This is a genomic window from Pseudoalteromonas sp. APAL1, from assembly GCF_021532475.1.
GTDB classification, from domain to species: domain Bacteria; phylum Pseudomonadota; class Gammaproteobacteria; order Enterobacterales; family Alteromonadaceae; genus Pseudoalteromonas; species Pseudoalteromonas lipolytica_C.
Genome location: NZ_JAKGAW010000010.1, coordinates 24,220 through 46,556, shown reverse-complemented (window position 1 = coordinate 46,556; position 22,337 = coordinate 24,220). Strand labels below are relative to the sequence as shown.

The following is a 22,337-nucleotide window of genomic DNA, read 5'->3' as shown; positions in this document are numbered from 1 at the left end:
GCCCATACGCCTAAACTTTTTACCTAATTAAAGTCTGCATAATTGGCAATTTAAGCGTATTACCCCCATACTTTTAGCTGGTGTTTAAAGCACGGAGCTAAAATGCATTTTATTGGCAAGCACATCCATCGGGTTGTTAGAACGCTGCTCATAACAATGTGTTGTGTATTTTTACACAGCTTTAGTACCTTTGCTGCCAATGAGAGTTCATCGATTTGGCTGCTTGACTCTGCCGAGCCTCTTGCCAAATTAAGTCAATCGCTGGAACAATCACTTCAAAATGCAGAACAGCTAAATGCTCTCGAAAGCAGTTCAATCCGCCTTGCCCCGCAAACATCCCACTGGTTAATAATCGATTTATTGCAACTACCCGACAATAAAAATTACGTTGTTTATCTAGGTGAGCCAAATTTAACCTGGGTAAAGTTTTATCTGTTAGATGAAAATTCTCAGGCTACCAATAATCAGCGGCTCGCCTCACTTGAAAGCTTATCGAATGTGCGACCACATTGGTTAATAGAGCATAGTCAAGGTCATCGCTGGGCACTGGTTAACTTTGAGCACGATAGGGCGCTGACTATAGAAGTTGGGGTAGTTGCTGCAAAAACCTTTGAAATAAACTTACATCAAATCATTTTAAGCTATGGCGCTATTTTAGGTGTGCTGATTATATGCATGTTTGTATGCGCTATTTATTTTGTGGTATCGCAGCAACCAAAATACCTGCTGCTGAATGCTTACTTCGTACTGGTTAGTATCGGATTTTTGATTGATAACGGGCTAATAAGCTATTTCGTTAACGGCATAGATTGGGAAGCAAAATGGCCTGTTAATGAGTTTGCATTATATTTTGCGAGCTATTTCTTATATCACTTTCTGGCAATCCATACCTATAGACCCCGCTTTAAAAAAGCGTGGCAAGTAATGATGGCCTGTTTAGTCAGCGCGGCCGTGTTGTCATCACTATTGCCTCAGTTTAATCATCAATGGTTATTTATAGTTTCATGTATTGGGTTTTTAAGTTTTGCAGCTGCTGTATTTTTTAGTGTAATGCAGCGAAAAAATAGCCGTACCTATCTACGTGTATTTATGTTAATGACGATTGTGACTCAGGTGCTTAGTTTATTCATTTGGAATGGTTTTGGTATTGGTATTGGTTACCATGGTGTTCATAACACCATTTTGCTTATCACATCACTGGCGATATGTTCCGTGCTGTTACTTAAAGACCGTCAGCAAATAGCGGCATTTAATTATTCGATGCTGCATGATGCGGAGACTAAACTGCCTAATAAGCAATTTTTGCTCGCACAAATGATGAAAAAAGTATCGCAGAAACAGCACTTTTCCGTCTTATTATTTAAACCACATGTTCTTTCAAATGCACGTTCTACGTTTGGTTTTGAGCAAGCAAATATTTGTATCAATGAAAGATTAAGTATCTTAAATACTCAGCTACAGACCATGAATGCATTAAAGCTTGAAATTCAAGCCAGTAGAAGCGCATGGCTTGCTCATGTTGATGACAGTACGTTTGGTTGCTTAGTGATAGGAGAATTAGAACTCAGTCATATAGAGCAGTTTGCATGTTTGATCCATGGGGTATTTGAAGAAGGGCTCACCCATGAAGATATTAATTTAGTCGATAGTGTTGATATTGGTGTTGCCTATTATCCGATGCACGGCAATACCGCGAAGCAAATCTTACAATGTGCCATACAAGCAATGTCTGAAAAACGTTTACAAGGTGAGCGTTGGCGAATGTTCGACTCTGAGAGTGCGCGGCTTTCTGAACAAAGATTATCGATTGCCGCAGGACTTAAAATGGCGATAGATGAAAATCAGTTAAGCTTACACTTTCAACCACAGGTTTGTTTGAAAACAGGCAAAGTAGTGGGCTGTGAAGCTCTCTTACGCTGGCATCATCCAGTATTTGGTGCAGTGAGCCCTGATGTGTTTATTCCAATTGCAGAGTCTGCGGGGGTGATCAATCAGCTCACTGAATGGGTGGTCGAAAATGGAATTCAGTGGCAAGCGAAGTTTTGCACACTGATACCCGATCACGTTATTTCCATTAATATTTCGGCTAAAGATCTATTAAATAAAGACTTACCTGTGCTGTTAATCACCATTTTAAATGAACAAAATGTGCGTGCCGAGTCGGTTATGCTGGAGCTGACTGAGTCAGCTACATTAGAGGAGAGTAAAAAGATTAAAGCCACTCTCGATGACTATCGTTTAATTGGCTTAAAACTTGCGATTGATGATTTTGGAACAGGCTATTCTTCACTTGCTTATTTAAGTCAACTTGGCTTTGATGAAGTGAAAATAGATAAACAATTTGTGTTAAATCTACCGTTTTCAGTAAATGATCAGAGTATCTGTCGGGCAACTTGCGACATTGCTGCCACACTAGGCGCGCAGGTGGTTGCAGAAGGAATTGAAGATCAGCAAAGCCTAACTATGCTGCAAAGTTATGGCTGCCAGTTTGGACAAGGGTATTATTTTTCAAAGCCGCTTTGTGCTGATGATTATTTAGCTTGGATTAGTGAGGTGCAGAAAGTTGAACTTAGTTTTGATGCAACAGCGAACCTAGTTGATTAAAGTAATTTAGCAGTGCTGCAAAGCAGCGCATCGCATGCTGCTCATCTGGATAGATTAAGCCACTTGTTGATAAACCACTTACTAAAAAGCTATTTTTTATATCAGGGTGCATGGCAATGCACTTTTCAAAACAGCGAGCTGCGAGTTCCTCAGGCATGCTCATATATAGCTGTTTTACTTGCTGATCAAAAGCAATAGATTGTTTTACATACTCATTTGGGTTTGCACCTGAGTTATCTAAAAAAACCTGATGATAAAAATCATTTAAGCGCTGATTAAGTGGGTGACTTAAATCTGGTGACTGTTCGAGCCATAAGGCAGAACAAAACTGCATGCTTTTTCTATTCGCAAATAAATGTTGGCAGATATGATGATCAAAGGCATGAAACCATTCGTGTGCAAGTGCGCCACCCCCGGCATTTTTAGCCAGTGCTAACGTTTGGCTATGGGCATTATAATGTGCTTGTACGCCTTTTTGGCCGCCATGACCAAAAGCGAAATTAAGCTTACCCCGCAGACCAATAGCTGTTGGCGGTAAGCTTAATATTTGAGCAAGATCGGCTAGGGCATCATAAATTAAATTAGCCGCGAGTAGACGCTCTTGTTTGTTCACCCAGCTACCCACTAACATAGTACGAAACCCAAACGTGTCACGAATGTCATTGAAATCAACTTGATCATCAAAGCGGTAGTCGGGGCCTTGGCGATTAAAACCTGCACTCAATCGTTTAGAAACACGCATTAAAGATATCGAGCCCTTACATCTTCTGGCATGTGCTTAGTTTGCTTGTCAACTAATGCTGCGAGTAATTTATACAATGGCGTAACGTCAAGCTGTTCAATTAAGTGAAGACTATGGGCTACAGCCTCCAATGTTGACAAGCTATCTTCGCGGGGAGCTTTTCGTATTAAATACTGATTTTGAGGTAGTTGCTTAAAACTAACGGTCTTAAACTGTTGTAAACTAGGGGTAAGTTGGCGCATTTTAAATGCTTTTTTCCACGTGCCATCTATAACAATCAGATGTGTTAGTGTTTGTTTAAATATATTCACTTCTGAGCTTTGCTCATCAAGACACCATGCATCATGGCTTGGGTATAAAACAGCAGTGCTAGATTTTGGCAAAGTTTGCAGCGAAACAAAGTCTTGCTCAGATTCTCCAGCAATAATTTGGCAATTGGCTAAGCCTAAATTCAATAAATGCGCCGTGTTTTTAGTAATTTTTTCCTCACTTGGGTGGCGTAATATAATGATTTTTAGTCTATTATTGATTATGTTTATAGAATCACATAAGCAAGTTTTAGTAGAAAAGCCACAGTGGGAGCATAATTCTCTAGCCATATAAACTCGGAATACGGTAAAAGTATCCATAGTATACATGAGCTTAACCTACAAAGCAGGTTTGCTTTTTGACTAAGAACAGCTAAAGTTGCGGTTCTAGTTTTATGTTTTTGATTGAGGGATAAAAATGACGACAATCACCATAGACGAAAGTGCACTTGAAGGAATGGAATCGCTTTTAGGTGATCAGTTTGCAGATACCTTGAGCTTTTGTTGTAGTGAGTTTCAGCGACTAGGTTCAGAGGTGTTAGCTAACATAGGCACCGATACAGAAGCTGCAGCACGCCATGCACATAGCTTAAAGTCAAATGCGGCACAATTTGGCGCGCAAAGTTTGTCAGAAGTTGCTCAAGCGATTGAACATGCTTTAAACGAAAGTGATTTCGCAACGGCTGAGCAAAAAGCTGGCTATTTAGATGAGCAAGTTATAGGTTCAGTTGAAAAATTACAGGCTTGGTTTACTGGCCGTTAAAAACTTGAATTTATTTCAGTTGTAACTTCAAAAATCCACTAGCATGGTGGCCCTTTACTGGGGTAGTCTAAAGGCTCATTAGTAGAGGTAACCATGTCACAAATAAAAAAGAGTCACAAACTAGACGGTGTCTGTTATGACATCCGTGGGCCTGTGCTTGCACAAGCTCGAAAAATGGAAGATGAAGGCCAAAAAGTATTAAAGTTAAATATCGGTAATCCTGCCGCCTTTGGCTTTGATATGCCTGAAGATATGCATAAAGATATCATCCGTAATTTATATTCAGCCCAAGGCTACTGTGACTCTAAAGGCCTCTACTCAGCCCGTGTGGCTGTCTATCAACACTATCAGCAGCGTGGCTTACACAATCTTGATGTCGATAATATTTATATTGGCAATGGGGTAAGTGAATTAATTCAAATGACCACACAAGCATTACTCGATAATGACGATGAGGTCTTGATCCCTGCACCTGATTATCCATTATGGACTGCATCAGTTAAGTTGGCGGGCGGTAACCCAGTTCATTACTTATGTGATGAAGAGCAGGATTGGTTTCCTGATATTGCTGATATAAAAAGTAAAATTACATCGAAAACAAAAGCTTTGGTACTTATTAACCCAAATAACCCAACAGGTGCAGTTTACAGCGATGACTTGCTTATGGAGCTTATAACCATTGCTCGCGAACATAAGTTGCTGTTATTGAGCGATGAAATTTACGAGAAGATTTTATACGATGGCGCAACTCACAGCTCAATTGGGGCCTTATGCGATGACGTGCCAATTATCACCTTTAATGGTTTAGCTAAAACATACCGCGCAGCAGGTTTGCGAATGGGGTGGATGGTGTTAAGCGGCCGCACTAGCATGATGGACGATTTAAGCCGTGGCTTGGATATGCTGGCATCAATGCGTTTATGTGCCAATGTACCGGCACAATATGCTATTCAGCAAGCCTTAGGTGGTGTGCAGTCAATTGACAATTTGATTAACCCTGGTGGTCGCTTGTATGTGCAACGCGACATAGCTTGGCGTGGATTGAATGCTATAGACGGCATTAGCTGTAAAAAGCCTAAAGGGGCACTCTACGCATTTGCGAAAGTAGATACGGCGCACTTTAATATTAAAGACGATGAACGCATGATTTTAGATTTACTCAAAGCCGAGAAAATCTTACTTGTGCATGGTCGTGCTTTTAATTGGCCAGATCCTGATCATTTCAGATTGGTGTTTTTACCAAACAAAGATGATTTAACAGAAGCGATGAGTAAAATGCAGCGATTCTTCGCTGATTATCGACAAAGCTAAAAAAAGCGAGCCGAGGCTCGCTTTTTTAATAAGCTTTATCAACACGCACCGTGTTATCGGTGAGGTACACAAGGCGAACTTTATCGCCTTGATTAAACAGCATCTGGTTGTCTTTATCTTGAACAACCATGTATTGTTCACCGCTTTCTACTTTTATCATTAATTCAACGAGTTGATATTGTATAACGCGACTGTTTTGTTGACGGTTGTGAGCAACAGAGCCACCAATCATTGAACCTAAAATAGTTGCGACGGTACGACCACTGCCGCCGCCAAACTGATTACCAATAACACCCCCGAGTAATGCACCGCCAAAGGTTTCCCAGCCATTAGTTTTATCTCTAACTAGCTCTTGATCAGTAATCGTTCGTACCGATTGCACAGATCCAAATAACACCTGCTGTACTGGCACTGCTTTATTACGCTGATAATCAGCGTAACTAGGCGAGCTGAGTAATAAACAGCTTACCAGGATTGTTACTAAGTATTTCATACATCCTCCTGACTACCAGCCAAAAGTTGATTTCTCGCGTGTTTTACGGATTTCAGTTTCATCAGCCCATTCAACTAGGCCACTTTTTAAATCCATTAAACGCATAGTAAATTTGTAATACACATCAGCCTTATCAGCATTTGACTTAACAATGCTCGATAAGTTGCCGTATAACATGTACTGAGCCCCAACTTGTTGACCAAATGCAATCGCTGTACTTGGGTTAACTAGCGGGTCATCGTTTTGAAAATTAAGTTGCTCACGTACCGCTTCAACGCGTGTCATATCAACAAAGCGAAACTTACCACTGCGTAGTAATTGTGTTGAGATTGAATCGGTGATTGATTCGGTATCAATGTGTTCACTGGTTTTATTTTTAATACGCTCTACAAACACGACAGGGCGAGTATTTGCTGTCATTGTGCCAACCACAGGTGAAGCAAGTAACGAGTCTGTCATTTGACTTGCTACTTTTTGTAGATCGGTTGATCCAAAATTGATATCAGTTGTTTCAACAGCCTGAGCATCGCCGTAGCTAACCACCGCTTTATTGGCACAACCAGAAAGCAGCAAAGTGCTAGTTATCGCAATGGCCGCAGCCGATTTAACAGAAAGTAATTTCATCATGGTTTCCTTAATCTTCAAATTCTTGTGCTTCTGTTGACACTTCACGCACTGCAAGCGAGAAGGTGACAGCATTTGCTGTCGGGGCTAAGCCCGGTAACTGTGTTTTAGCAAATCCAAATAAGGTAATGGGTTGCCAAGGAGAGTGATTGCCGCGTATAACAAAACCATCAGCGTCATACCAAGTAAATTGGTACTGTAAATACTGTGATTTTTTATATTGGCTTGCCAATGTTACAACCACATCTGTTAAGCCGTTTGTTTGGCGTGTTTTTACATCTGTAATTGCAAGTTTTTGCCCTAGTTCTGGGTTATTAACGATCAATTGTTGGTTATATTGTTTTGCAGTTTGCTCAACACCAATGCCAGAAGTGGTCGGGCGTGAGGAGCAGGCCGCAACAAGTAAAATGGTTAATAGTGGCACTAAATATTTCATCATTGCTCCTAAAGTTGAACGACATGTGTGTCATAGTAGCTATTAATAGAGGTTAGGAAAATTAAGGTTAACCCTTGCTTACTAACCGAAAAGTTTATTTCGCCACGACCTGGTACAGATAAAACATGTTCACCAGTTGTCATGGTATTTTGGGCAATACTTAATTGACTTGGTAAGGTAAGCCAACTTCTTGTATCTGCTTGTTCAGAGGCCATGTTATATATATTGGCTAAAATATTACCCACATCGCCGCCGCTTCTTGCCAGTTCAGCACGCATCTTTTCTTTTGCAACCAAGCGCATTACTTGTCTGGTAATTCTTCCTGTACTTTGATCTTTAAGTGTTTTCGCTGCTAGTGCCTCGAGCCTAACGATTGGTTTAAGGATGAAGTTGTCGCCATCCAATGTAATGTTCTTGTCGTTATTTACATAAGGTGCGCCGCGATATACAGGCATAGCGATACTATAAAAACGCGCATCTCCATGGGACGAATAAATAGGCAAGCGTAATTGAAACTCTTGTCTTGCTGGTATTAAACCTTGCTCTGCAATTACAATTACTTGGCCCGTGTTTGGCTTATGCTGCTTAAGTTCACCAAAGCGTTTACTAAATTCTTCAAAGTCTTGCTCAAAGCCTTGTTTTTTAGCAAGTCGTAAAACAGTTTGTTGTAGGTAGCTATTATCGCTATTTATTTCGAGCGCTTTTTTATAGTCGATATAGGCATCATCAAACTGTTTATCCGCCTCATAAAGCAGGCCCGACAAATAGAACGTAAAGGCATTTTGAAAACCATTTTTAATATTGCCAATTAACTCGGCCATATCGGGATAACCCTCAGCTGCATTTTCTGCTTGTTCATCAAGTACAGCTTGGTTGTCTTTTAATGCATCTTCTTGCACTTTATTTGCGCGTCTAACTTCAACTAATGCTGATTCAAGCTGGTTATCAAATACGTAGCTCAGTGCTTTGTAGCTATGTAACATGGTCATTTCATAGGCAGCAGGCTCATAACCAATCACTGAATCATTTGTTAATAATGAATTTGTTTGTTCAAGACTTGTGCTTAGTTGTATTTTGGCTGCTTGACGCTTTTTTTCCATGTTTTGATAAACAGTTTCAAAGGTCTCATTGGCCTGAGAATTCTGTTTCGCTAAAAATTCAAGACGAGCAGTTTCAAGCTGATTCAATAAATAGTTACTGTGGCCACGGCTATTGCTCGGCAACAATTGCTGCGCATTTTCTATATTATTTTGAGATACAGCTTGGCGCACAGGTCTTAGCTGCGTCGCATAATCTTGGAATAGATCAGTAATACCTATGGTACTGCAGCCTGATAACAGTAAAACAGCGCCAATAAATAAACGTCGATGCACTGAACACTCCTTTTAAACAATGTACTCAGATTAGCATACGCGGCTTAACCTTCTATGATAAATTATGTAAAAAATCGTAAGTTAATAGACAACTTACTGGTCTAGTGTTTTTTAATGTTAAAGGAACACCACATTTGTTAAGTACTGTACTCTATACTTTAATTGCACTGTGTGCGTTTGCAGCTAACTCCTTGCTGTGTCGTATGGCATTACAAAGTGGTGATATCGACCCATTAAGTTTCACTGCCTTACGCTTGGTAAGTGGGGCATTGATGCTGCTTATACTGTTGCAGTGGCAATTAAAATCGCAAAGAGCTAAGCCTTTAACCGATAAAGGTAACAATATTAGTGCGCTTAGTTTATTTGTTTACGCGCTCTGCTTTTCAGTTGCCTACGTTGAGTTAAATACCGGCACGGGCGCACTTATTTTATTTTCTGCGGTGCAACTGACTATGATAGGCCACAGTGTTTTTAACAAAGAGCCGCTTAGTAAAGTGCAGTGGGGGGCGTTGTTTGTAGCCTTTGCTGGCTTTATTTATTTAATGTTGCCCTCTGCAACAGTGCCCTCTTTTTTACCCGCTATGCTTATGGCAATAAGTGGCGTAGCGTGGGGAATTTACAGCATTCGTGGAAAATCATGCAGATCACCGCTGCAAGCAACTAGTTTTAACTTTTTAAGAAGTTTAATACTTGTGCCGATTTTAGTCCTTGTAGCTGCTTTAGATTGGCAAGCAGTCTCAGCTACCGGGATTTGCTTAGCTATAGCCTCAGGAGCACTTGCATCAGGAGTCGGTTACAGTATTTGGTATGTTGCACTACCAAAACTAAAAAGTAGCCAAGCGGGTGTGGTACAACTAACAGTCCCAGTGCTTGCTACAATAGCGGGGGTGCTATTTTTAGATGAGCAACTGACAACGCGTTTAATAATAGCCAGCGCCTTAATTCTTGGCGCTGTTTTGGTGTTTTTAATGGCTAAAAAGCGCAGTCTTTAGATTTAGGGTCATTGATATTTAATACGTAGCGCTCATAAAGCGTGTTAAGTTCAGCTAAAATCGCTTGTTTGCCGCTAAGCTCACTTTGTTCAATACATTGCTGTAATGTTTCAACTGACAAATACTGCATCATCTTTGCTGAAGCTCTGATATGGCTAATATGCCAAGGCTCAGGGGCAACCCCGCCTTTATATTCTTGGTAGGGGCGATAAAAACCATACTTTTCAAGGTTATTATCAAGCCATACCGCAAGCTTAGTAAATGGTCCTGTGGTCGAATACTCATCAGGTGTTAATTGCAGTTGATAATCATCGTCAATAGGGCGGGTATCGTAGATGTCGAGGTCGGTACCAAAGTGATGCCTGCTTGCCCCCGGTAGTGCAGAGTAAAGCATAATCGCGTGACACTTTTCAGTATCAGTTAAACGTTGTAAGTCTACCGTTTTTTGCTCAAGAGTATAAACTGGGCGAAGACCCTGAAATTTAGCATTCCAAATAGCACTTTGACGCTGAAAATCGCGAAAGCTTGAGGCTATCGCCAAATCAATACCTGCTTCTTTCGCGCCTTGTTGAAGGGCTAAAAAGTCATCGACAATATCACCATGCAAGCGGTGGTTTTGTAGCCCAACTAAATGTGAGCTACTTAACCCTGTGGCGCATTTTTTAAGCTCGGTTTGGTTCATGTAAGCAGTTGCTCTAAAATGATTTCATAAATATCTGCAAGCTGAATTAAATCATCTGTGCTAACACATTCGTTTACTTTATGAATGGTTTCATTACGAGGGCCCAGCTCAATAACTTTGGCACCTGTTTGCGCAATAAAACGGCCATCAGATGTACCACCGGTGGTTTCAAGCGCTGTGTCGCGTCCGGTTACCTGCTTAATAGCGTGAACTGTAGCATCAACTAACGGACCGTGATCGGTTAAAAACGGTAGTCCATTAACAATCCAACTTAGTTCATAATCAAGGTTATGTTTTTCAACAATATCAACAACTCTTTGTTGTAGCTGTTGATAGGTTACTTCGGTACTAAAGCGAAAGTTGAATTGAATGTCGAGCTCGCCTGGGATCACATTGCCAGCTCCGGTGCCACCATTTATATTTGAAACTTGAAAGCTTGTTGCAGGGAAAAACTCGTTACCCTGATCCCACTCGGTTTGGCTAAGTTCAGTTAACGCCGGTGCAGCTAAGTGAATTGGGTTTTGTGCTAAATGTGGATAAGCAACGTGACCTTGTACACCTTTAACGGTTAAAAAGCCTGTTAATGAGCCGCGACGACCATTTTTTACTACATCACCCAGTTTATCTCGCGACGATGGTTCGCCAACTAAGCATAAATCAATCTTCTCACCACGGGCTTCAAGGGTATCAATAACACGGGTTGTGCCGTTGATAAACGGGCCTTCTTCATCTGATGTAATTAAAAATGAGATAGACCCTTTATGATCTGGGTGTTTTGCAATAAAGCGCTCAGTGGCAACAACCATAGCTGCTAAGGAGCCTTTCATATCGGCTGCACCGCGTCCGTGTAGCATGCCGTCTTTTACCAGTGCCGAAAAAGGCGGGTGCTGCCAATTTTTTTCAGGACCTGTTGGTACAACATCTGTGTGACCAGCAAAACAAAAATGCGGTGATGTGTTTCCTTTGCGAGCCCAGGTATTTAAGGTATCAGTGAAAAACAGTGATTCAATATTAAAGCCAAGTTTTTCAAGGCGCTCGTTCATTAACGCTTGGCAACCAGCATCTTCAGGGGTCACTGATTCACGCTGGATAAGTGCTTGAGCAAGTTCAATAACAGCGTGAGTCATTAGGCAAAAATCTCATCGTATTGAGCTGCTTTAAAACCTAAGTGGTATTGGCCATTATGCACAAGTACCGGGCGCTTGATCATCGCAGGTTGCTCAACTAATAATGCTAATGCTGATTCTTTATCGAGATTTTGTTTTTGTTCATCAGATAACTGGCGATAAGTTGTGCCGCGTTTATTAACTAAATCTTGCCAATCAATATGCGCTGCAAATTCATTAACTAGCTCTGCACTGATGCCGTCTTTACGGTAATCATGGAAAGTAAACTCTTGATTATTATCAGATAAATATTTTTTCGCTTTTTTAATTGTATCGCAATTGCTGATACCATACATGATAGTCATAAATTCTACTTTTTAGTTACAGTGAGTAAAGTATCTACCCCAGCAATGACCTGAGATAGTGAATAATAAAGGGGGCCAAGATTATGGCTGTTGAGCACGCAAACTGTGCCTAGCATAGGGCTGCTTAGCTCGCGTAGGTCAAAATAGGCTAATCGCTCACCTTGGCTAATTTTACTGCCATTTAGCTTAGCAATGTTGGTGTGGCTAATATGCTCTTCTATAGATGAAAACGATAAATTTAATAATATTTTCAAACCATTTTTGGCCTGTAAAATATATTCTTTTCCTGCATTTTTAACTTGTAATAGTGTGCCATCGAAAGGGGCAATAATATTGTGGCTCGTTAGTTCTACACAAATCCCAGGACCAACGGTGGCATACCTAAAAAAAGGCTCTGGGTGTTCAGCCATACTTTTAACACGACCTGTAAAAGGGCTTTTGATTGCCATACAACGCGCTTTTCTTAGGCTGCGCTCAGGCAAATATTGAACGTCGATACTCATGGCTTATTTAACGTCACCTATCACATGGTAACCGTCTTTTCTAAGTGCTGTAATGGCTTTTGCCATGCTTTGCTTTTTCACCAAGACATAATCGGTATCGTACGTTGATAAAGCAAAAATCGAAATTGACGCTTTAGCAAGCACACCAGAAATGTTCGCCATAATACCCGTTAAAGAAAAGCCAAGAGGGCCAATCACTTCAAGTGCTAGCCAATCAGTTTCTTGATCTAAACTGTCTATTGAAAAGGTACTTGGGCATACAATTGATAGCTCATCGGCGGTTTTAGCAATAAAGAAAATAGCTTGTTGGAGTAGGGCAGGATCAATCGTTGCATCAACATCTAAACTATGAATGGTAAGTTCTTCACTATGAAGTTGTAACGTTTGTTTTGACATCTGTGATCCTATCTTTGAAGCCTTTGAATTTATAGTATAGGTAAACAAAGTTAAGATAAAGCGCAATAATTTTGATTGCTGGGGATTTGCTCAGTTTAGCCTTTAAATCTTGTCCACAGATTCTGTGGATAAATATGGGAATAGCTCAGTATAAAGAAGGTAATAGGCTAATTTATAAAGAATTTATAAATTAGCCTAATTTTTGAAGGGTTAATTTTCTAAGCTTTCAACTTGCTTAGCTTGAATCGCCGTAAGGGCAATGGTGTAAACAATATCGTCTACTAATGCACCACGGCTCAAGTCATTTACTGGCTTACGCATACCTTGCAGCATTGGGCCAATACTAATTAAGTCAGCACTACGTTGCACGGCTTTATAGGTTGTATTACCGGTATTTAAATCTGGGAATACGAACACCGTCGCTTTACCTGCTACAGGGCTGCCAGGAGCTTTCTTAATCGCAACGTTTTCCATAATTGCAGCGTCGTACTGAAGTGGGCCATCAATCACTAAATCAGGGCGCTTTTGCTGGGCAAGCTTAGTGGCTTCACGCACTTTTTCTACGTCAGCACCTGAACCCGAAGTACCCGTACTGTAGCTGATCATTGCAACACGAGGCTCAATACCAAACGCGGCGGCTGAGTCTGCTGATTGAATTGCAATATCGGCTAACTGCTCTGCGGTTGGGTCTGGGTTAATTGCACAGTCACCATAAACCAGTACTTGATCAGGTAACAGCATAAAGAATACCGATGAGACTAACGACGAGCCCGGTGCAGTTTTAATTAACTGTAACGGTGGGCGAATGGTGTTTGCAGTGGTGTTAACAGCGCCCGAAACTAAGCCATCAACTTTACCTTGCTCAAGCATCATGGTACCAAGTACCACATTGTCGAGTAGCTGCTCTTGGGCAATAACTTCAGTTAAGCCTTTGTTTTTACGAATTTCGACCATCGGCGCAACGTAATCGTTAATTACATCACTCGGTTCAATAATTGTAACGTTATCGTTGAGCTCTACACCTTGTTGCTCTGCAATACGTAAAATCTCTTCTTTGTCACCAAGCAGGATTGTTTTAGCAATACCACGTTGGCCACAAATTGCGGCAGCTTTAATCGTACGCGGCTCATTACCTTCAGGTAAAACTACGGTTTTATTCGCTTGACGAGCTTTATCTGTTAGTAAGAAACGAAACGCAGGCGGTGACATTTTACGAGTACGGCCAACACTTTTCGCAAGGCTGTCTAACCAATCAGAGTCGATATGGCTGGCGTTATGATCTTTCACCTTATCGATACGTTGGTCATCATCACATGGTACTTCCATATTGAAGTTATGCAGCAAGAGTGACGTGCGCCAAGTATCTTCCTCTGTTGCAAGAATTGGCAGGCCTGTATCCATGGCTTGCTCGCACAATTTCATAATGCGTTCTTCAGGCTTAAAGCCACCGGTTAATAAAATCGCCCCAAGTTTGGTGCCATTCATGGCCGATAAACAAGCCGCAACTAATACATCAGAGCGATCGCCTGGTGTTACCAGTAATGCACCCGGGGTAAAGTGGCTTAAAATGTTTGAAACCGTTCGCGCACAGAAAGTGACACGACGTAAACGACGGTGAGCCATGTCGCCTTCGTTAATGACTTCGGCTTTTAAGTATTCACATAAATCGCGCACACGCGGCGCTACTAGGTCGAAATCCCACGGAATTGAACCTAATAACTTAAATGGGTGCTTTCTGAAAATCGGCAGTGATGCTAAACGGTTTAATTCGTTTTCAAGTTGCTCAGGCTCATGGGCCTCAACAAGGTCTGCACGTGCGCGACCTTCGTCATCTAAAGGAGCATTTACTTTGTTGAAAATACAACCTAGCACGCGAGGGTGGTTAACACCGCCATAGTTGCCAGAGGCGATTTCTAAACGGTCTTCAATTTGGTCATTGCTATCGTTGCTTGGTGTTAATACAAAAACAATATCAGCACCCAGTGTTTGCGCGATTTCGCGGTTTACACGGCCAGCATAAGGCTGACGACGTGTTGGCACCATACCTTCGATAATCGCAATTTCGTCTTCTTTAATAGTGCTTTCAAAGCGCTCTACGATTTCTTCTAGTAAGTCGTCGCCTTTACCATCACCAATCATTTGCTCTGCATAGCTAAGCTCAAATGGTGTAGGTGGATTAATTGGCGAACCATGGGTGACAATTTGCGTTGACTTTTCTGGGCCTGTATCGCCAGAACGAGGCTGTGCGATTGGCTTAAAAAAGTTTACCTTTAGCGCTTTTTGCTCAAGCGCGCGGACTAAACCAACAGAAACAGACGTTAAACCAACCCCCGTTGAAATAGGGATCAACATAATTCTATGTGCCATTTACTTAAGCCTCCTGTGCAATACGGGCAGCATCGTTAGCAATCACCCATTCTTCGTTGGTAGGGATCACAAACGCTTTCGCATGCGCTTGGCCTTTTGAAATTAGACCTTCTTTACCAAAACGTGCCGCTAAGTTTGCATCTTCATCACACTCAAGGCCTAAAAAGCCTAATTGAGTGATGACTTTGTCACGAATAATATCTGAGTTTTCACCGATACCGCCGGTAAAAATAAGTGCATCTAAACGTTGTAGAGGAACTAAAAAAGCAGCTATTTGTTTAGCTAAGCGGTAACAGAAGATATCGAGTGCAAGGTTTGCTTGCGGGTGGCCTTCAACGGCGGCTTCTTCGATAGTGCGGCAGTCATTTGATAATTCACTAATACCTAGCAAGCCACTTTGCTTATTGAGTAAATCATCAATTTCTTGAGCAGTGTAATTAAGTTGCTGCGTTAAGAAAGTGAATAAACCCGGATCGATGCTACCACTGCGAGTACCCATCACTAAGCCTTCAAGCGGCGTAAGACCCATACTGGTATCTACGCTCTTGCCATCTTTAATCGCACACACTGAGCAACCATTACCTAAATGTGCACTGATCACATTAGTTTGCTCGCGCACTTTGCCTAATAATTTTGCTGCTTCACCAGCAACGTAGTAATGACTGGTACCATGAAAACCATAGCGTCTTACGCCATGCTCTTTATAAAGCGAGTAAGGCAAAGCATATAAGTAAGCAATATTAGGCATGGTTTGGTGAAACGCAGTATCAAACACGGCAATTTGTGGCAGCGCTGAGAACGCTTGCTTTGCAGTGCGAATACCCAATAAGTTTGCTGGGTTATGAAGTGGTGCAAGTGCCGCTGTTTTTTCAATAGCTGCAAGTACATCATCGTCGATAAGTACAGATTCAGTGAAATGCTCGCCACCGTGCACCACACGATGACCTACAGCGATTAAATTATCTGCAAGACCTAAGTTATTGACTAGCTTAACCAATTCAGCAATCGCCGCATCGTGGGCTTGACCTTTAGCAAGTTCAATCAGCTTTTTTTCACCATTATATTTATATTTGATTGAAGGTGTGTCTGAGCCAAGGCGCTCAGCTAAACCTGAAATAACTTCGTCAGAAGTGGTGGCATCTAAAATGGCAAATTTTAAACTTGAACTACCACAGTTCAGTACTAAAACATGGTGTGGTGGGTAAAGGGGCGTTGGCATAGCTAGGTCCTAAAAGTACGATATCAGTCAGTGTATATTAAGGCTTGATAATTAGAATTCTTTGCCAGTATAGTAAATAAGTATTTTGTTGCTACACTTAACAAAGGTGGGCTGTAATTATACTAAAGTCTCGTTGACTTAAGCCGATAACATTTTATCTCATTTAGACTATTAACGTTAGTGTCAATGACATAAATTGTTATAAAAACGAGGACAGGTTTTGCAGGGATTGTATCCGGGAGTGTGTTACACTCAGTTGTGAAACAGTATGAAAACCCGAGGAGTGATGATGCAAAAAGGTGTCATGTCACAAGTGCAAACAGGTCGTCAGTACGCGAAAAAATGGCCAATGCGACAAGAGCTAGCTCCAATGTTTGCTGAATTCAGAGTGATCAAAGCCACAGACTTGGCGATCACAGTCATGCCTATTCTGGCTATGTTCACAGTGTTCATGCAAGTAAACTATTTAGGTAGTGATTACTTCCCTCAAGCTATTACTATCGCTTTATTTTTTCTGTCGTTACCTTTTCAAGGCTTGCTGTGGTTAGGTCGTCGCGCTCAAACCCGTTTAGAACCAGCTATGTTAAGTTGGTATACCGAGCTGCATAGTAAAATGAAGGCGCATGGCTATCAGTCACAACTCACAACTGAAAAACCATGCTACACAGATTTAGCTCAACTTTTAAAAGATATGTTCGAAAAGATGGATAAAGCGTTCACAAAAGAACACTTTTAATCACGAATAAACTGGCTCACATAAAACGATAACGTTACTTTTTGTGGGCCTTGTTGCTCTATCTGCTGCCAATGCTCTGGGCGAAACTTCCAAGCAAACGGCGTCATCATAATTAAATGTTTAATCTCATCAACAGGCAATAGCACCTGTTGCTCTAGCAAGTTTATTGACTCTTTACTAAACCCTGCTGGTGGCTCTATCTCTGTATGTGGTTTTACATCCGCATAAATAAACGCTTTTAATTCTTTAAGATGCCAAGGTCCTGGACTTGCGACAATTAGACTGCCTTGCGATTTGGCAAGTCGAGCAAGTTCTTGTGCAAATAAGGGGGCAAACACACTGACAAGCACATCGGCAGATGCGTCAGCAAAAGGGGCTTGGCTAATCGAGGCAACACTAAAATTTGCATTTTCATAACGCTTAGCCGCGTATTTTACCGCCGGCTTCGAAATATCAACACCATATACTTCGGCACTCGATTGCGCTGCTATTGCTTGGGTATAAAAGCCTTCGCCACATCCTAAATCAATTACTGTATTTGGTTTAAGTGATGCTACTAACTCAGCTAAAGCTTGCTGTAAAAAAAGGTAGTGCCCCGCACTTAAAAAAGCTCGGCGTGCTTGCACCATTTCAAGGTTATCACCTGGTTGTTTCGACTTTTTATTTTGCACGGGTAATAAATTGACATAACCCTCTTTAGCGATATCAAAACTATGGTTGTTGTCACAGCGGTAAGTTTTATCGGTTAGCGTAAGTTCAAGTTTGCAAAGCGGGCAGTGATAGTGAAGACTCATGAGTCTAAATAGTCCTTATCATAAAAGGTTTTAACCCAGTGCGGGCGATAGGTGATCAACAAGGTAATAGCCATGCCATTGAGCATTGCTTCTGGAAACCAAATTATGGCACATAGAATGAGATAGTTTTCTGAAATCTCAATAAAACTGTAATCACCCAATAAGTAATAAAACACACCACTGGTAAGTATTTTGATACAAGCGATAACAGCCGCGGTTAAAAATGCGCATAAAAAGATATAAATAAAAAAGTGTCTTGGTAAATAGCTATAGCAAAGTACAAAACACAAGTAACTCAGCGTGATAGGTATAAATGCCGTAAATAGTAAATGCACAGGCAATAAGGGCAGTGGTAACTGAGCGACTAACACCAGCAGTAGACTTGCAAGGCTGCTTGCAAAAATAGCCAGTCGCCAACCTAAAATCAGGGTCACTGCGGTGACCCCTAATATATGCAATTCGAGGCCCGGCAATATTCCCGCTTTAATGCGCCATAATATTGCAAGTACTAAAGCACACGCGAGCACACCCACTTGTCTTATTGGTGTTGCCAATAATTGGGATGCGCTTTGCTTATCAAAGCTTAGCCAAAGTACTAAAGCCACACAGCTCCACAAAGGGAGCTGCCATTGCATCGTCTCTATCATGCGTTAAATGTTGACCAAATTGGCGCATGATCAGATGGTTTTTCGATACCACGTAATTCGTAATCGATACCTGACTCAATACAACGCTCAGCAAGCGCTGGGGTTGCTAAGATCACATCAATACGTAAACCGCGATTGTCATCAAAACCTTTTGAGCGGTAATCAAACCACGAATATTGTTCGGTTTTTTCTGGGTATAGTTCACGGAAGGTATCTTTAAAGCCCCAGTTTAATAACGTGCTTAGCCATTCACGCTCTTCTGGTTGAAAAGAACATTTACCTGTTTTTAACCAGCGTTTACGGTTAGGCTCTCCAATACCAATGTCGAGATCGGTTGGTGAAATATTAATATCGCCCATCACAATAACATCTTGCTCTGGTGTGTGATTATCTTCTAAGTGAGTCATTAGATCTTTATAGAATTGACGCTTATATGGGAACTTGGTTTCATGGGCAATATTATCGCCTTGCGGGAAGTAGCCATTCATCACAGTAAGATCGCGACCATTTTCTTGAGTCACTGTTACGCTGATCATACGACGTTGTGATTCATCTGTATCGGTTGCAAAACCTTTTACAACCGATTTAGGTTCTTGCTTACATAGCATTGCCACGCCGTAATGCGCTTTTTGACCATGGAAATAAACGTGATAACCCATTTTTTGTACATCCTCAAGCGGGAAGGCTTCATCATGCACTTTGATTTCTTGTAAGCCAATGATATCTGGTTGATGTTTATCAATCACCGCTTGCAACTGGTGTAAACGGGCGCGCAGGCCGTTAATGTTAAATGAGATTACCTTCATGGATTACCTATCTGAATTTTTGTTTATTCGTTTAGGGCAATTCTACCATCAAAATAGGGCTTATTCATGAGCAAATTACGAAAATCAAATTGAATAAATGTTGATCAATTGCTGCTTATTTTAAAAACATTGTTAACTCAGTATTAATAATTAAATTAAATAAATAATTCAGTTGATCTACTTATTTTTGGTTATATAATGCGCACAAATCACCCGTTCATATTATGTACTATTTAAAGGTAAACCATGAAAAAACAATTAGTGATGCTTTCTCTTGCATGTATCTCATTTGGCTCATTAGCAAGCAACCCGCACTACTTTTCAGCTGATAACCGTATTGAATCAAAGTTATGTAGCTTAAGTGCGAACGAAGGGTTTACCGCTGCACGTAAAGAAGCAGCAAAGCATGGCATTTCAATGTCACGTTTTTCAAAGAGCATTTTATGTAACGGTACTGACATCCGTGAAATTGCTAAAAAAGCACAATCACAAGAAGCTGCAACAAAGGCAGCTGTTGAAGTGTTTGCTAAAAATGAGCAAAAAGAGACTCAACTTTGTATCACTGCACTTAAAAAAGGTTTAACACCTGTGCGTGAAAAAATTGGTAACTTAAATACTTTAAAATGTAATGGCGAAGCAGTAACAGATTTCGTTAAGCGTTACCAAAACGCAGCTATCTAATAGCAACATTATAGTTAGATTGAAAAAGCGCTCTTTAGAGCGCTTTTTTTTATGAAAAAATTACAGTAATTAATGAAAAGCTTGCTAAATCATAGGCTTAACCTTAACTTAACTAGGTTGTAAGTGCTTGATTTTAGACAATAAGGCATTTTGGCATTCAACTTGTAACAGTCGAAGTGAATCTAATCGACTACAAGGAAATGTCTTATGAATAAGTTAACTTTAGCATCAACAATTTTAGCAGCATTAAGCCTATCAGCCTGTTCTGCGAGTAACTCTTTAGAAAAAATCGACAGCGATTTTGGCAGCCTAGATAATGACAACGACGGTTATATCTCTAAAGTAGAAGCTGACGACGATGCTATTTGGGAGCACTTTTCAAATATCGATACCAATATGGATGATCAAATCAGCCGTACTGAATTTAATGCTTACATGCAGTTAAATACAGGCAAGGTGGCAACTGATAGTGAGGTATCTGAATCAGCATTTAAAGCTGAAATCGCTAAATTTGACCCAATCGAAAATGACTTTAAATCGTTAGATAACGATAAAAATGGCTATATTTCTATTGAAGAAGCGGATGACGACGACATTGCAAATCACTTTGGCTATATGGATAGCAACAAAGATAAACGTGTAAGCCGCAATGAGTTTATTAGTTACATTAATAAATATGGCAGTGAAGTTGCCGAAGACGACGCGTTAGAGATGCTTAACAAGAGCTAATTTTATAAAGCAGCTATTAAATACCCCTAAAGCCAGTGTTTTACGCTGGCTTTTTTATAATAATTTTTCCAACCTTGGTCGACTTCTGTCATAATAGAGCGTTAGTGAGTAAAAATGACCTTTAGTTGCAATGGCCGCAAAACGTATCAGTGATGAACAATTAGTCGAAATCATAGAAGCCGCGATTTTTGTTGCCGGAAAGCCCGTGTCTAAGCGTCATTTAAAAGAGACAGTATTAGCTGATTTAAGCGTATCTATGCCACGCATAAATAATGCAATTGACCAAATTCAAACGCATTATCAAACTCGAGGCATTAAGCTTGTTGCCGTTGGCAGCGGTTATCGGTTTCAAGCATGTGCAAGTTTAGCACCTTGGCTTGCAAATTTATGGCAAGAGCGAGCACCGAAATACTCAAGAGCACTATTAGAAACTTTATCCTTGATTGCCTATAGACAACCCATAACCCGTGGTGAGATTGAACAAGTACGGGGGGTTACAGTTGGCTCAGGGATAATTAAAACATTATTAGAAAGAGAGTGGATAAGAGTTGTTGGCCACAAAGAAGTGCCGGGGCGTCCTGCCTTGTACGCCACCACTGCTGCTTTCTTAGACTATTTTTCATTAGCTGGTTTAGATGAATTACCACCACTACCTGAGCTTCAGGAAAGTAAAATCAACCAGTTATTGAGCGATCCTTCTGTGAGAGAACTATCTGAATGAGTAATTTAGAAACTGAAAAGTTACAAAAAGTATTAGCCCGTGCTGGTGTGGGTTCACGTCGTGAAATGGAAAAATACATTGATGCCAACCGCGTAAGTGTTAACGGTAAAGTTGCCCGTTTAGGTGATCGTGTAGAGGCAAGCGATGTAATCCGTGTTGATGGTCACGTTGTGAAAATTGAAGACAAAGCTGAGCGTATTTGTCGTGTGCTTATGTATAACAAACCCGAAGGTGAGTTATGTACACGTAAAGACCCAGAAGGCCGTCGTACGGTATTTGATCGTTTACCACGTGTTGATGGCGAACGTTGGATTGCAGTGGGTCGATTAGATATCAACACTGCAGGTTTAATGTTGTTTACTAACGATGGTGAACTTGCTAACCGTTTAATGCACCCAAGCTACGAAGTAGAGCGTGAGTACTCAGCTCGTGTGTTTGGTGAAGTGACTAACGAAACGCTACGCACTTTAACAAAAGGCGTTGAGCTTGAAGATGGTCCTGCAAAATTCTTAAACATCAAACCTATGGGTGGTGAAGGTATCAACCGTTGGTTCAATGTCACTTTAACAGAAGGTCGTAACCGCGAAGTTCGTCGTTTATGGCAATCGCAAGATGTAGAAGTTTCTCGTCTTATTCGTATTCGTTACGGTAAGTTAGAGCTTGATAAGCGTTTACCACAAGGTGGTTGGGCTGAGCTTGATTTAGATACCGTTAACTATTTACGTAAAACTGTACAGTTAGGTCGCGAAACACAAACTAAGTTGTCGGCTATTCCTGAAAAACGTAAAGACAAGCGTGCTAAAATTAACCAAATCCGTAAGGCGGTTAAAAAGCACAATCAACGCGCTAAACAAACTAAGCGTCGTTAATCAGTAATATCATTGTTTGCAGATAAACTGATTTATTTGCAAACAGGCATAAAAAAAGCAGCGATTCGCT

General features: G+C 40.9%; 25 protein-coding genes. 9 read left to right on the top strand and 16 right to left on the bottom strand.

From position 1 onward, the window contains the following. Positions 1-102: 102 nt before the first annotated feature. Positions 103-2,604, top strand: coding sequence for an EAL domain-containing protein (locus L1264_RS06985; RefSeq protein ID WP_199526716.1), 2,502 nt, complete (start codon positions 103-105; stop codon positions 2,602-2,604). Here the strand turns inward: L1264_RS06985 and L1264_RS06980 are convergent. Further along, positions 2,570-3,346 (bottom strand): CLCA_X family protein, encoded by a 777-nt coding sequence (locus tag L1264_RS06980; protein ID WP_199526715.1) that lies wholly within the window; start codon positions 3,344-3,346, stop codon positions 2,570-2,572. The two genes, L1264_RS06985 and L1264_RS06980, sit on opposite strands and share 35 nt — an antisense overlap. Next, positions 3,346-3,945 carry a tRNA-uridine aminocarboxypropyltransferase gene (locus L1264_RS06975; protein ID WP_138557380.1) on the bottom strand — a complete coding sequence of 200 codons (600 nt, stop codon included), beginning with the start codon at positions 3,943-3,945 and terminating at the stop codon, positions 3,346-3,348. The genes L1264_RS06980 and L1264_RS06975 overlap by 1 nt, the downstream gene beginning before the upstream one ends. Positions 3,946-4,072: 127 nt before the next feature. Here L1264_RS06975 and L1264_RS06970 point away from each other — a divergent pair, with 127 nt between their 5' ends. Together L1264_RS06970 and L1264_RS06965 are read left to right on the top strand one after the other, a co-directional pair. Continuing rightward, a complete protein-coding gene (locus L1264_RS06970) occupies positions 4,073-4,417 on the top strand; it encodes an Hpt domain-containing protein (protein WP_135925156.1) in 345 nt (114 codons plus the stop codon). Positions 4,418-4,510: 93 nt separating this feature from the next. Then, positions 4,511-5,728, top strand: a complete 1,218-nt coding sequence (locus L1264_RS06965) for a pyridoxal phosphate-dependent aminotransferase (protein WP_135925153.1) — start codon at positions 4,511-4,513, stop codon at positions 5,726-5,728. Between the two features lie 25 nt (positions 5,729-5,753). Here the strand turns inward: L1264_RS06965 and L1264_RS06960 are convergent, their stop codons facing one another. Genes L1264_RS06960 through L1264_RS06945 form a run of 4 tightly spaced genes read right to left on the bottom strand, consistent with a single transcriptional unit; the run spans position 5,754 to position 8,654 of the window. Next, positions 5,754-6,221 (bottom strand): glycine zipper 2TM domain-containing protein, encoded by a 468-nt coding sequence (locus tag L1264_RS06960; RefSeq protein WP_199526714.1) that lies wholly within the window; start codon positions 6,219-6,221, stop codon positions 5,754-5,756. 12 nt (positions 6,222-6,233) lie between these two features. Beyond that, positions 6,234-6,845: a penicillin-binding protein activator LpoB gene (gene lpoB / locus L1264_RS06955; RefSeq protein WP_425343237.1), complete on the bottom strand. Its 612-nt coding sequence runs from the start codon at positions 6,843-6,845 to the stop codon at positions 6,234-6,236. Between the two features lie 10 nt (positions 6,846-6,855). Further along, complete coding sequence (locus L1264_RS06950) at positions 6,856-7,281, bottom strand: YcfL family protein (RefSeq protein WP_135926286.1); 426 nt, start codon at positions 7,279-7,281, stop codon at positions 6,856-6,858. Positions 7,282-7,289: 8 nt separating this feature from the next. Further along, positions 7,290-8,654: a COG3014 family protein gene (locus L1264_RS06945; protein ID WP_199526712.1), complete on the bottom strand. Its 1,365-nt coding sequence runs from the start codon at positions 8,652-8,654 to the stop codon at positions 7,290-7,292. Between the two features lie 134 nt (positions 8,655-8,788). On the opposite strand from L1264_RS06945, the gene L1264_RS06940 reads away from it, so the two are divergent. Beyond that, the gene (locus L1264_RS06940) at positions 8,789-9,646 is read left to right on the top strand and encodes a DMT family transporter (RefSeq protein WP_235382498.1); all 858 of its coding nucleotides are present in this window, start codon (positions 8,789-8,791) and stop codon (positions 9,644-9,646) included. Here L1264_RS06940 and L1264_RS06935 read toward each other — a convergent pair. From L1264_RS06935 to L1264_RS06905, 7 genes are all read right to left on the bottom strand, one after another. Beyond that, entirely contained in the window at positions 9,627-10,328 is a 702-nt protein-coding gene (locus L1264_RS06935) for a M15 family metallopeptidase (protein WP_199526711.1), read from the bottom strand. The genes L1264_RS06940 and L1264_RS06935 overlap by 20 nt on opposite strands. Further along, entirely contained in the window at positions 10,325-11,455 is a 1,131-nt protein-coding gene (gene dapE, locus L1264_RS06930; RefSeq protein ID WP_199526710.1) for a succinyl-diaminopimelate desuccinylase, read from the bottom strand. Before dapE ends, L1264_RS06935 begins: the two co-directional genes overlap by 4 nt. Further along, on the bottom strand, positions 11,455-11,799 hold the full coding sequence (locus L1264_RS06925; protein WP_199526709.1) for an ArsC family reductase: 345 nt from the start codon (positions 11,797-11,799) through the stop codon (positions 11,455-11,457). Before L1264_RS06925 ends, dapE begins: the two co-directional genes overlap by 1 nt. Before the next feature lie 5 nt (positions 11,800-11,804). Next, positions 11,805-12,248: a PTS glucose transporter subunit IIA gene (locus L1264_RS06920; RefSeq protein ID WP_235382508.1), complete on the bottom strand. Its 444-nt coding sequence runs from the start codon at positions 12,246-12,248 to the stop codon at positions 11,805-11,807. 57 nt (positions 12,249-12,305) lie between these two features. Next, the gene (locus L1264_RS06915; RefSeq protein ID WP_199526708.1) at positions 12,306-12,698 is read right to left on the bottom strand and encodes an ACT domain-containing protein; all 393 of its coding nucleotides are present in this window, start codon (positions 12,696-12,698) and stop codon (positions 12,306-12,308) included. A gap of 210 nt (positions 12,699-12,908) precedes the next feature. Then, positions 12,909-15,065, bottom strand: a complete 2,157-nt coding sequence (gene pta / locus L1264_RS06910) for a phosphate acetyltransferase (protein WP_199526707.1) — start codon at positions 15,063-15,065, stop codon at positions 12,909-12,911. A 4-nt stretch (positions 15,066-15,069) separates the two neighbouring features. Beyond that, positions 15,070-16,284 carry an acetate kinase gene (locus tag L1264_RS06905; RefSeq protein ID WP_199526706.1) on the bottom strand — a complete coding sequence of 405 codons (1,215 nt, stop codon included), beginning with the start codon at positions 16,282-16,284 and terminating at the stop codon, positions 15,070-15,072. 289 nt (positions 16,285-16,573) lie between these two features. Between L1264_RS06905 and yfbV the strand changes: the two genes are divergently transcribed. Then, on the top strand, positions 16,574-17,020 hold the full coding sequence (yfbV, locus tag L1264_RS06900; protein WP_138557370.1) for a terminus macrodomain insulation protein YfbV: 447 nt from the start codon (positions 16,574-16,576) through the stop codon (positions 17,018-17,020). Here yfbV and L1264_RS06895 read toward each other — a convergent pair. The 3 genes from L1264_RS06895 to xthA are packed head-to-tail and all read right to left on the bottom strand — an operon-like array spanning position 17,017 to position 19,267. Further along, the gene (locus L1264_RS06895; RefSeq protein WP_135925116.1) at positions 17,017-17,814 is read right to left on the bottom strand and encodes a putative RNA methyltransferase; all 798 of its coding nucleotides are present in this window, start codon (positions 17,812-17,814) and stop codon (positions 17,017-17,019) included. The genes yfbV and L1264_RS06895 overlap by 4 nt on opposite strands. Next, the gene (locus L1264_RS06890) at positions 17,811-18,461 is read right to left on the bottom strand and encodes an energy-coupling factor ABC transporter permease (RefSeq protein WP_135925113.1); all 651 of its coding nucleotides are present in this window, start codon (positions 18,459-18,461) and stop codon (positions 17,811-17,813) included. Before L1264_RS06890 ends, L1264_RS06895 begins: the two co-directional genes overlap by 4 nt. After that, positions 18,458-19,267 (bottom strand): exodeoxyribonuclease III, encoded by an 810-nt coding sequence (gene xthA, locus L1264_RS06885; protein WP_199526705.1) that lies wholly within the window; start codon positions 19,265-19,267, stop codon positions 18,458-18,460. The genes L1264_RS06890 and xthA overlap by 4 nt, the downstream gene beginning before the upstream one ends. A 246-nt stretch (positions 19,268-19,513) precedes the next feature. Between xthA and L1264_RS06880 the strand changes: the two genes are divergently transcribed. From L1264_RS06880 to rluB, 4 genes are all read left to right on the top strand, one after another. Next, positions 19,514-19,948: an exonuclease III gene (locus L1264_RS06880; RefSeq protein ID WP_135925109.1), complete on the top strand. Its 435-nt coding sequence runs from the start codon at positions 19,514-19,516 to the stop codon at positions 19,946-19,948. A gap of 207 nt (positions 19,949-20,155) precedes the next feature. Next, positions 20,156-20,677, top strand: coding sequence for an EF-hand domain-containing protein (locus L1264_RS06875; RefSeq protein ID WP_199526704.1), 522 nt, complete (start codon positions 20,156-20,158; stop codon positions 20,675-20,677). 130 nt (positions 20,678-20,807) lie between these two features. Then, positions 20,808-21,398, top strand: a complete 591-nt coding sequence (scpB, locus tag L1264_RS06870) for an SMC-Scp complex subunit ScpB (RefSeq protein ID WP_135925105.1) — start codon at positions 20,808-20,810, stop codon at positions 21,396-21,398. Then, positions 21,395-22,267 carry a 23S rRNA pseudouridine(2605) synthase RluB gene (gene rluB, locus L1264_RS06865; RefSeq protein WP_135925103.1) on the top strand — a complete coding sequence of 291 codons (873 nt, stop codon included), beginning with the start codon at positions 21,395-21,397 and terminating at the stop codon, positions 22,265-22,267. The genes scpB and rluB overlap by 4 nt, the downstream gene beginning before the upstream one ends. The last annotated feature ends 70 nt before the right edge of the window (positions 22,268-22,337 follow it).

Excerpts from the sequence above, each read along its gene's own strand:
- L1264_RS06950 (WP_135926286.1), bottom strand. The coding sequence starts at position 7,281 with ATGAAATATTTAGTGCCACTATTAACCATTTTACTTGTTGCGGCCTGC.
- L1264_RS06895 (WP_135925116.1), bottom strand. The coding sequence starts at position 17,814 with ATGAGTCTTCACTATCACTGCCCGCTTTGCAAACTTGAACTTACGCTA.
- L1264_RS06875 (WP_199526704.1), top strand. The coding sequence starts at position 20,156 with ATGAATAAGTTAACTTTAGCATCAACAATTTTAGCAGCATTAAGCCTA.
- L1264_RS06960 (WP_199526714.1), bottom strand. The coding sequence starts at position 6,221 with ATGAAATACTTAGTAACAATCCTGGTAAGCTGTTTATTACTCAGCTCG.
- rluB (WP_135925103.1), top strand. The coding sequence starts at position 21,395 with ATGAGTAATTTAGAAACTGAAAAGTTACAAAAAGTATTAGCCCGTGCT.
- L1264_RS06880 (WP_135925109.1), top strand. The coding sequence starts at position 19,514 with ATGAAAAAACAATTAGTGATGCTTTCTCTTGCATGTATCTCATTTGGC.
- L1264_RS06925 (WP_199526709.1), bottom strand. The coding sequence starts at position 11,799 with ATGACTATCATGTATGGTATCAGCAATTGCGATACAATTAAAAAAGCG.
- lpoB (WP_425343237.1), bottom strand. The coding sequence starts at position 6,845 with ATGAAATTACTTTCTGTTAAATCGGCTGCGGCCATTGCGATAACTAGC.
- dapE (WP_199526710.1), bottom strand. The coding sequence starts at position 11,455 with ATGACTCACGCTGTTATTGAACTTGCTCAAGCACTTATCCAGCGTGAA.
- L1264_RS06935 (WP_199526711.1), bottom strand. The coding sequence starts at position 10,328 with ATGAACCAAACCGAGCTTAAAAAATGCGCCACAGGGTTAAGTAGCTCA.
- xthA (WP_199526705.1), bottom strand. The coding sequence starts at position 19,267 with ATGAAGGTAATCTCATTTAACATTAACGGCCTGCGCGCCCGTTTACAC.
- L1264_RS06915 (WP_199526708.1), bottom strand. The coding sequence starts at position 12,698 with ATGTCAAAACAAACGTTACAACTTCATAGTGAAGAACTTACCATTCAT.
- scpB (WP_135925105.1), top strand. The coding sequence starts at position 20,808 with ATGGCCGCAAAACGTATCAGTGATGAACAATTAGTCGAAATCATAGAA.
- L1264_RS06985 (WP_199526716.1), top strand. The coding sequence starts at position 103 with ATGCATTTTATTGGCAAGCACATCCATCGGGTTGTTAGAACGCTGCTC.
- L1264_RS06965 (WP_135925153.1), top strand. The coding sequence starts at position 4,511 with ATGTCACAAATAAAAAAGAGTCACAAACTAGACGGTGTCTGTTATGAC.
- L1264_RS06980 (WP_199526715.1), bottom strand. The coding sequence starts at position 3,346 with ATGCGTGTTTCTAAACGATTGAGTGCAGGTTTTAATCGCCAAGGCCCC.
- pta (WP_199526707.1), bottom strand. The coding sequence starts at position 15,065 with ATGGCACATAGAATTATGTTGATCCCTATTTCAACGGGGGTTGGTTTA.
- L1264_RS06905 (WP_199526706.1), bottom strand. The coding sequence starts at position 16,284 with ATGCCAACGCCCCTTTACCCACCACACCATGTTTTAGTACTGAACTGT.
- L1264_RS06920 (WP_235382508.1), bottom strand. The coding sequence starts at position 12,248 with ATGGCAATCAAAAGCCCTTTTACAGGTCGTGTTAAAAGTATGGCTGAA.
- L1264_RS06975 (WP_138557380.1), bottom strand. The coding sequence starts at position 3,945 with ATGGCTAGAGAATTATGCTCCCACTGTGGCTTTTCTACTAAAACTTGC.
- L1264_RS06890 (WP_135925113.1), bottom strand. The coding sequence starts at position 18,461 with ATGATAGAGACGATGCAATGGCAGCTCCCTTTGTGGAGCTGTGTGGCT.
- yfbV (WP_138557370.1), top strand. The coding sequence starts at position 16,574 with ATGCAAAAAGGTGTCATGTCACAAGTGCAAACAGGTCGTCAGTACGCG.
- L1264_RS06970 (WP_135925156.1), top strand. The coding sequence starts at position 4,073 with ATGACGACAATCACCATAGACGAAAGTGCACTTGAAGGAATGGAATCG.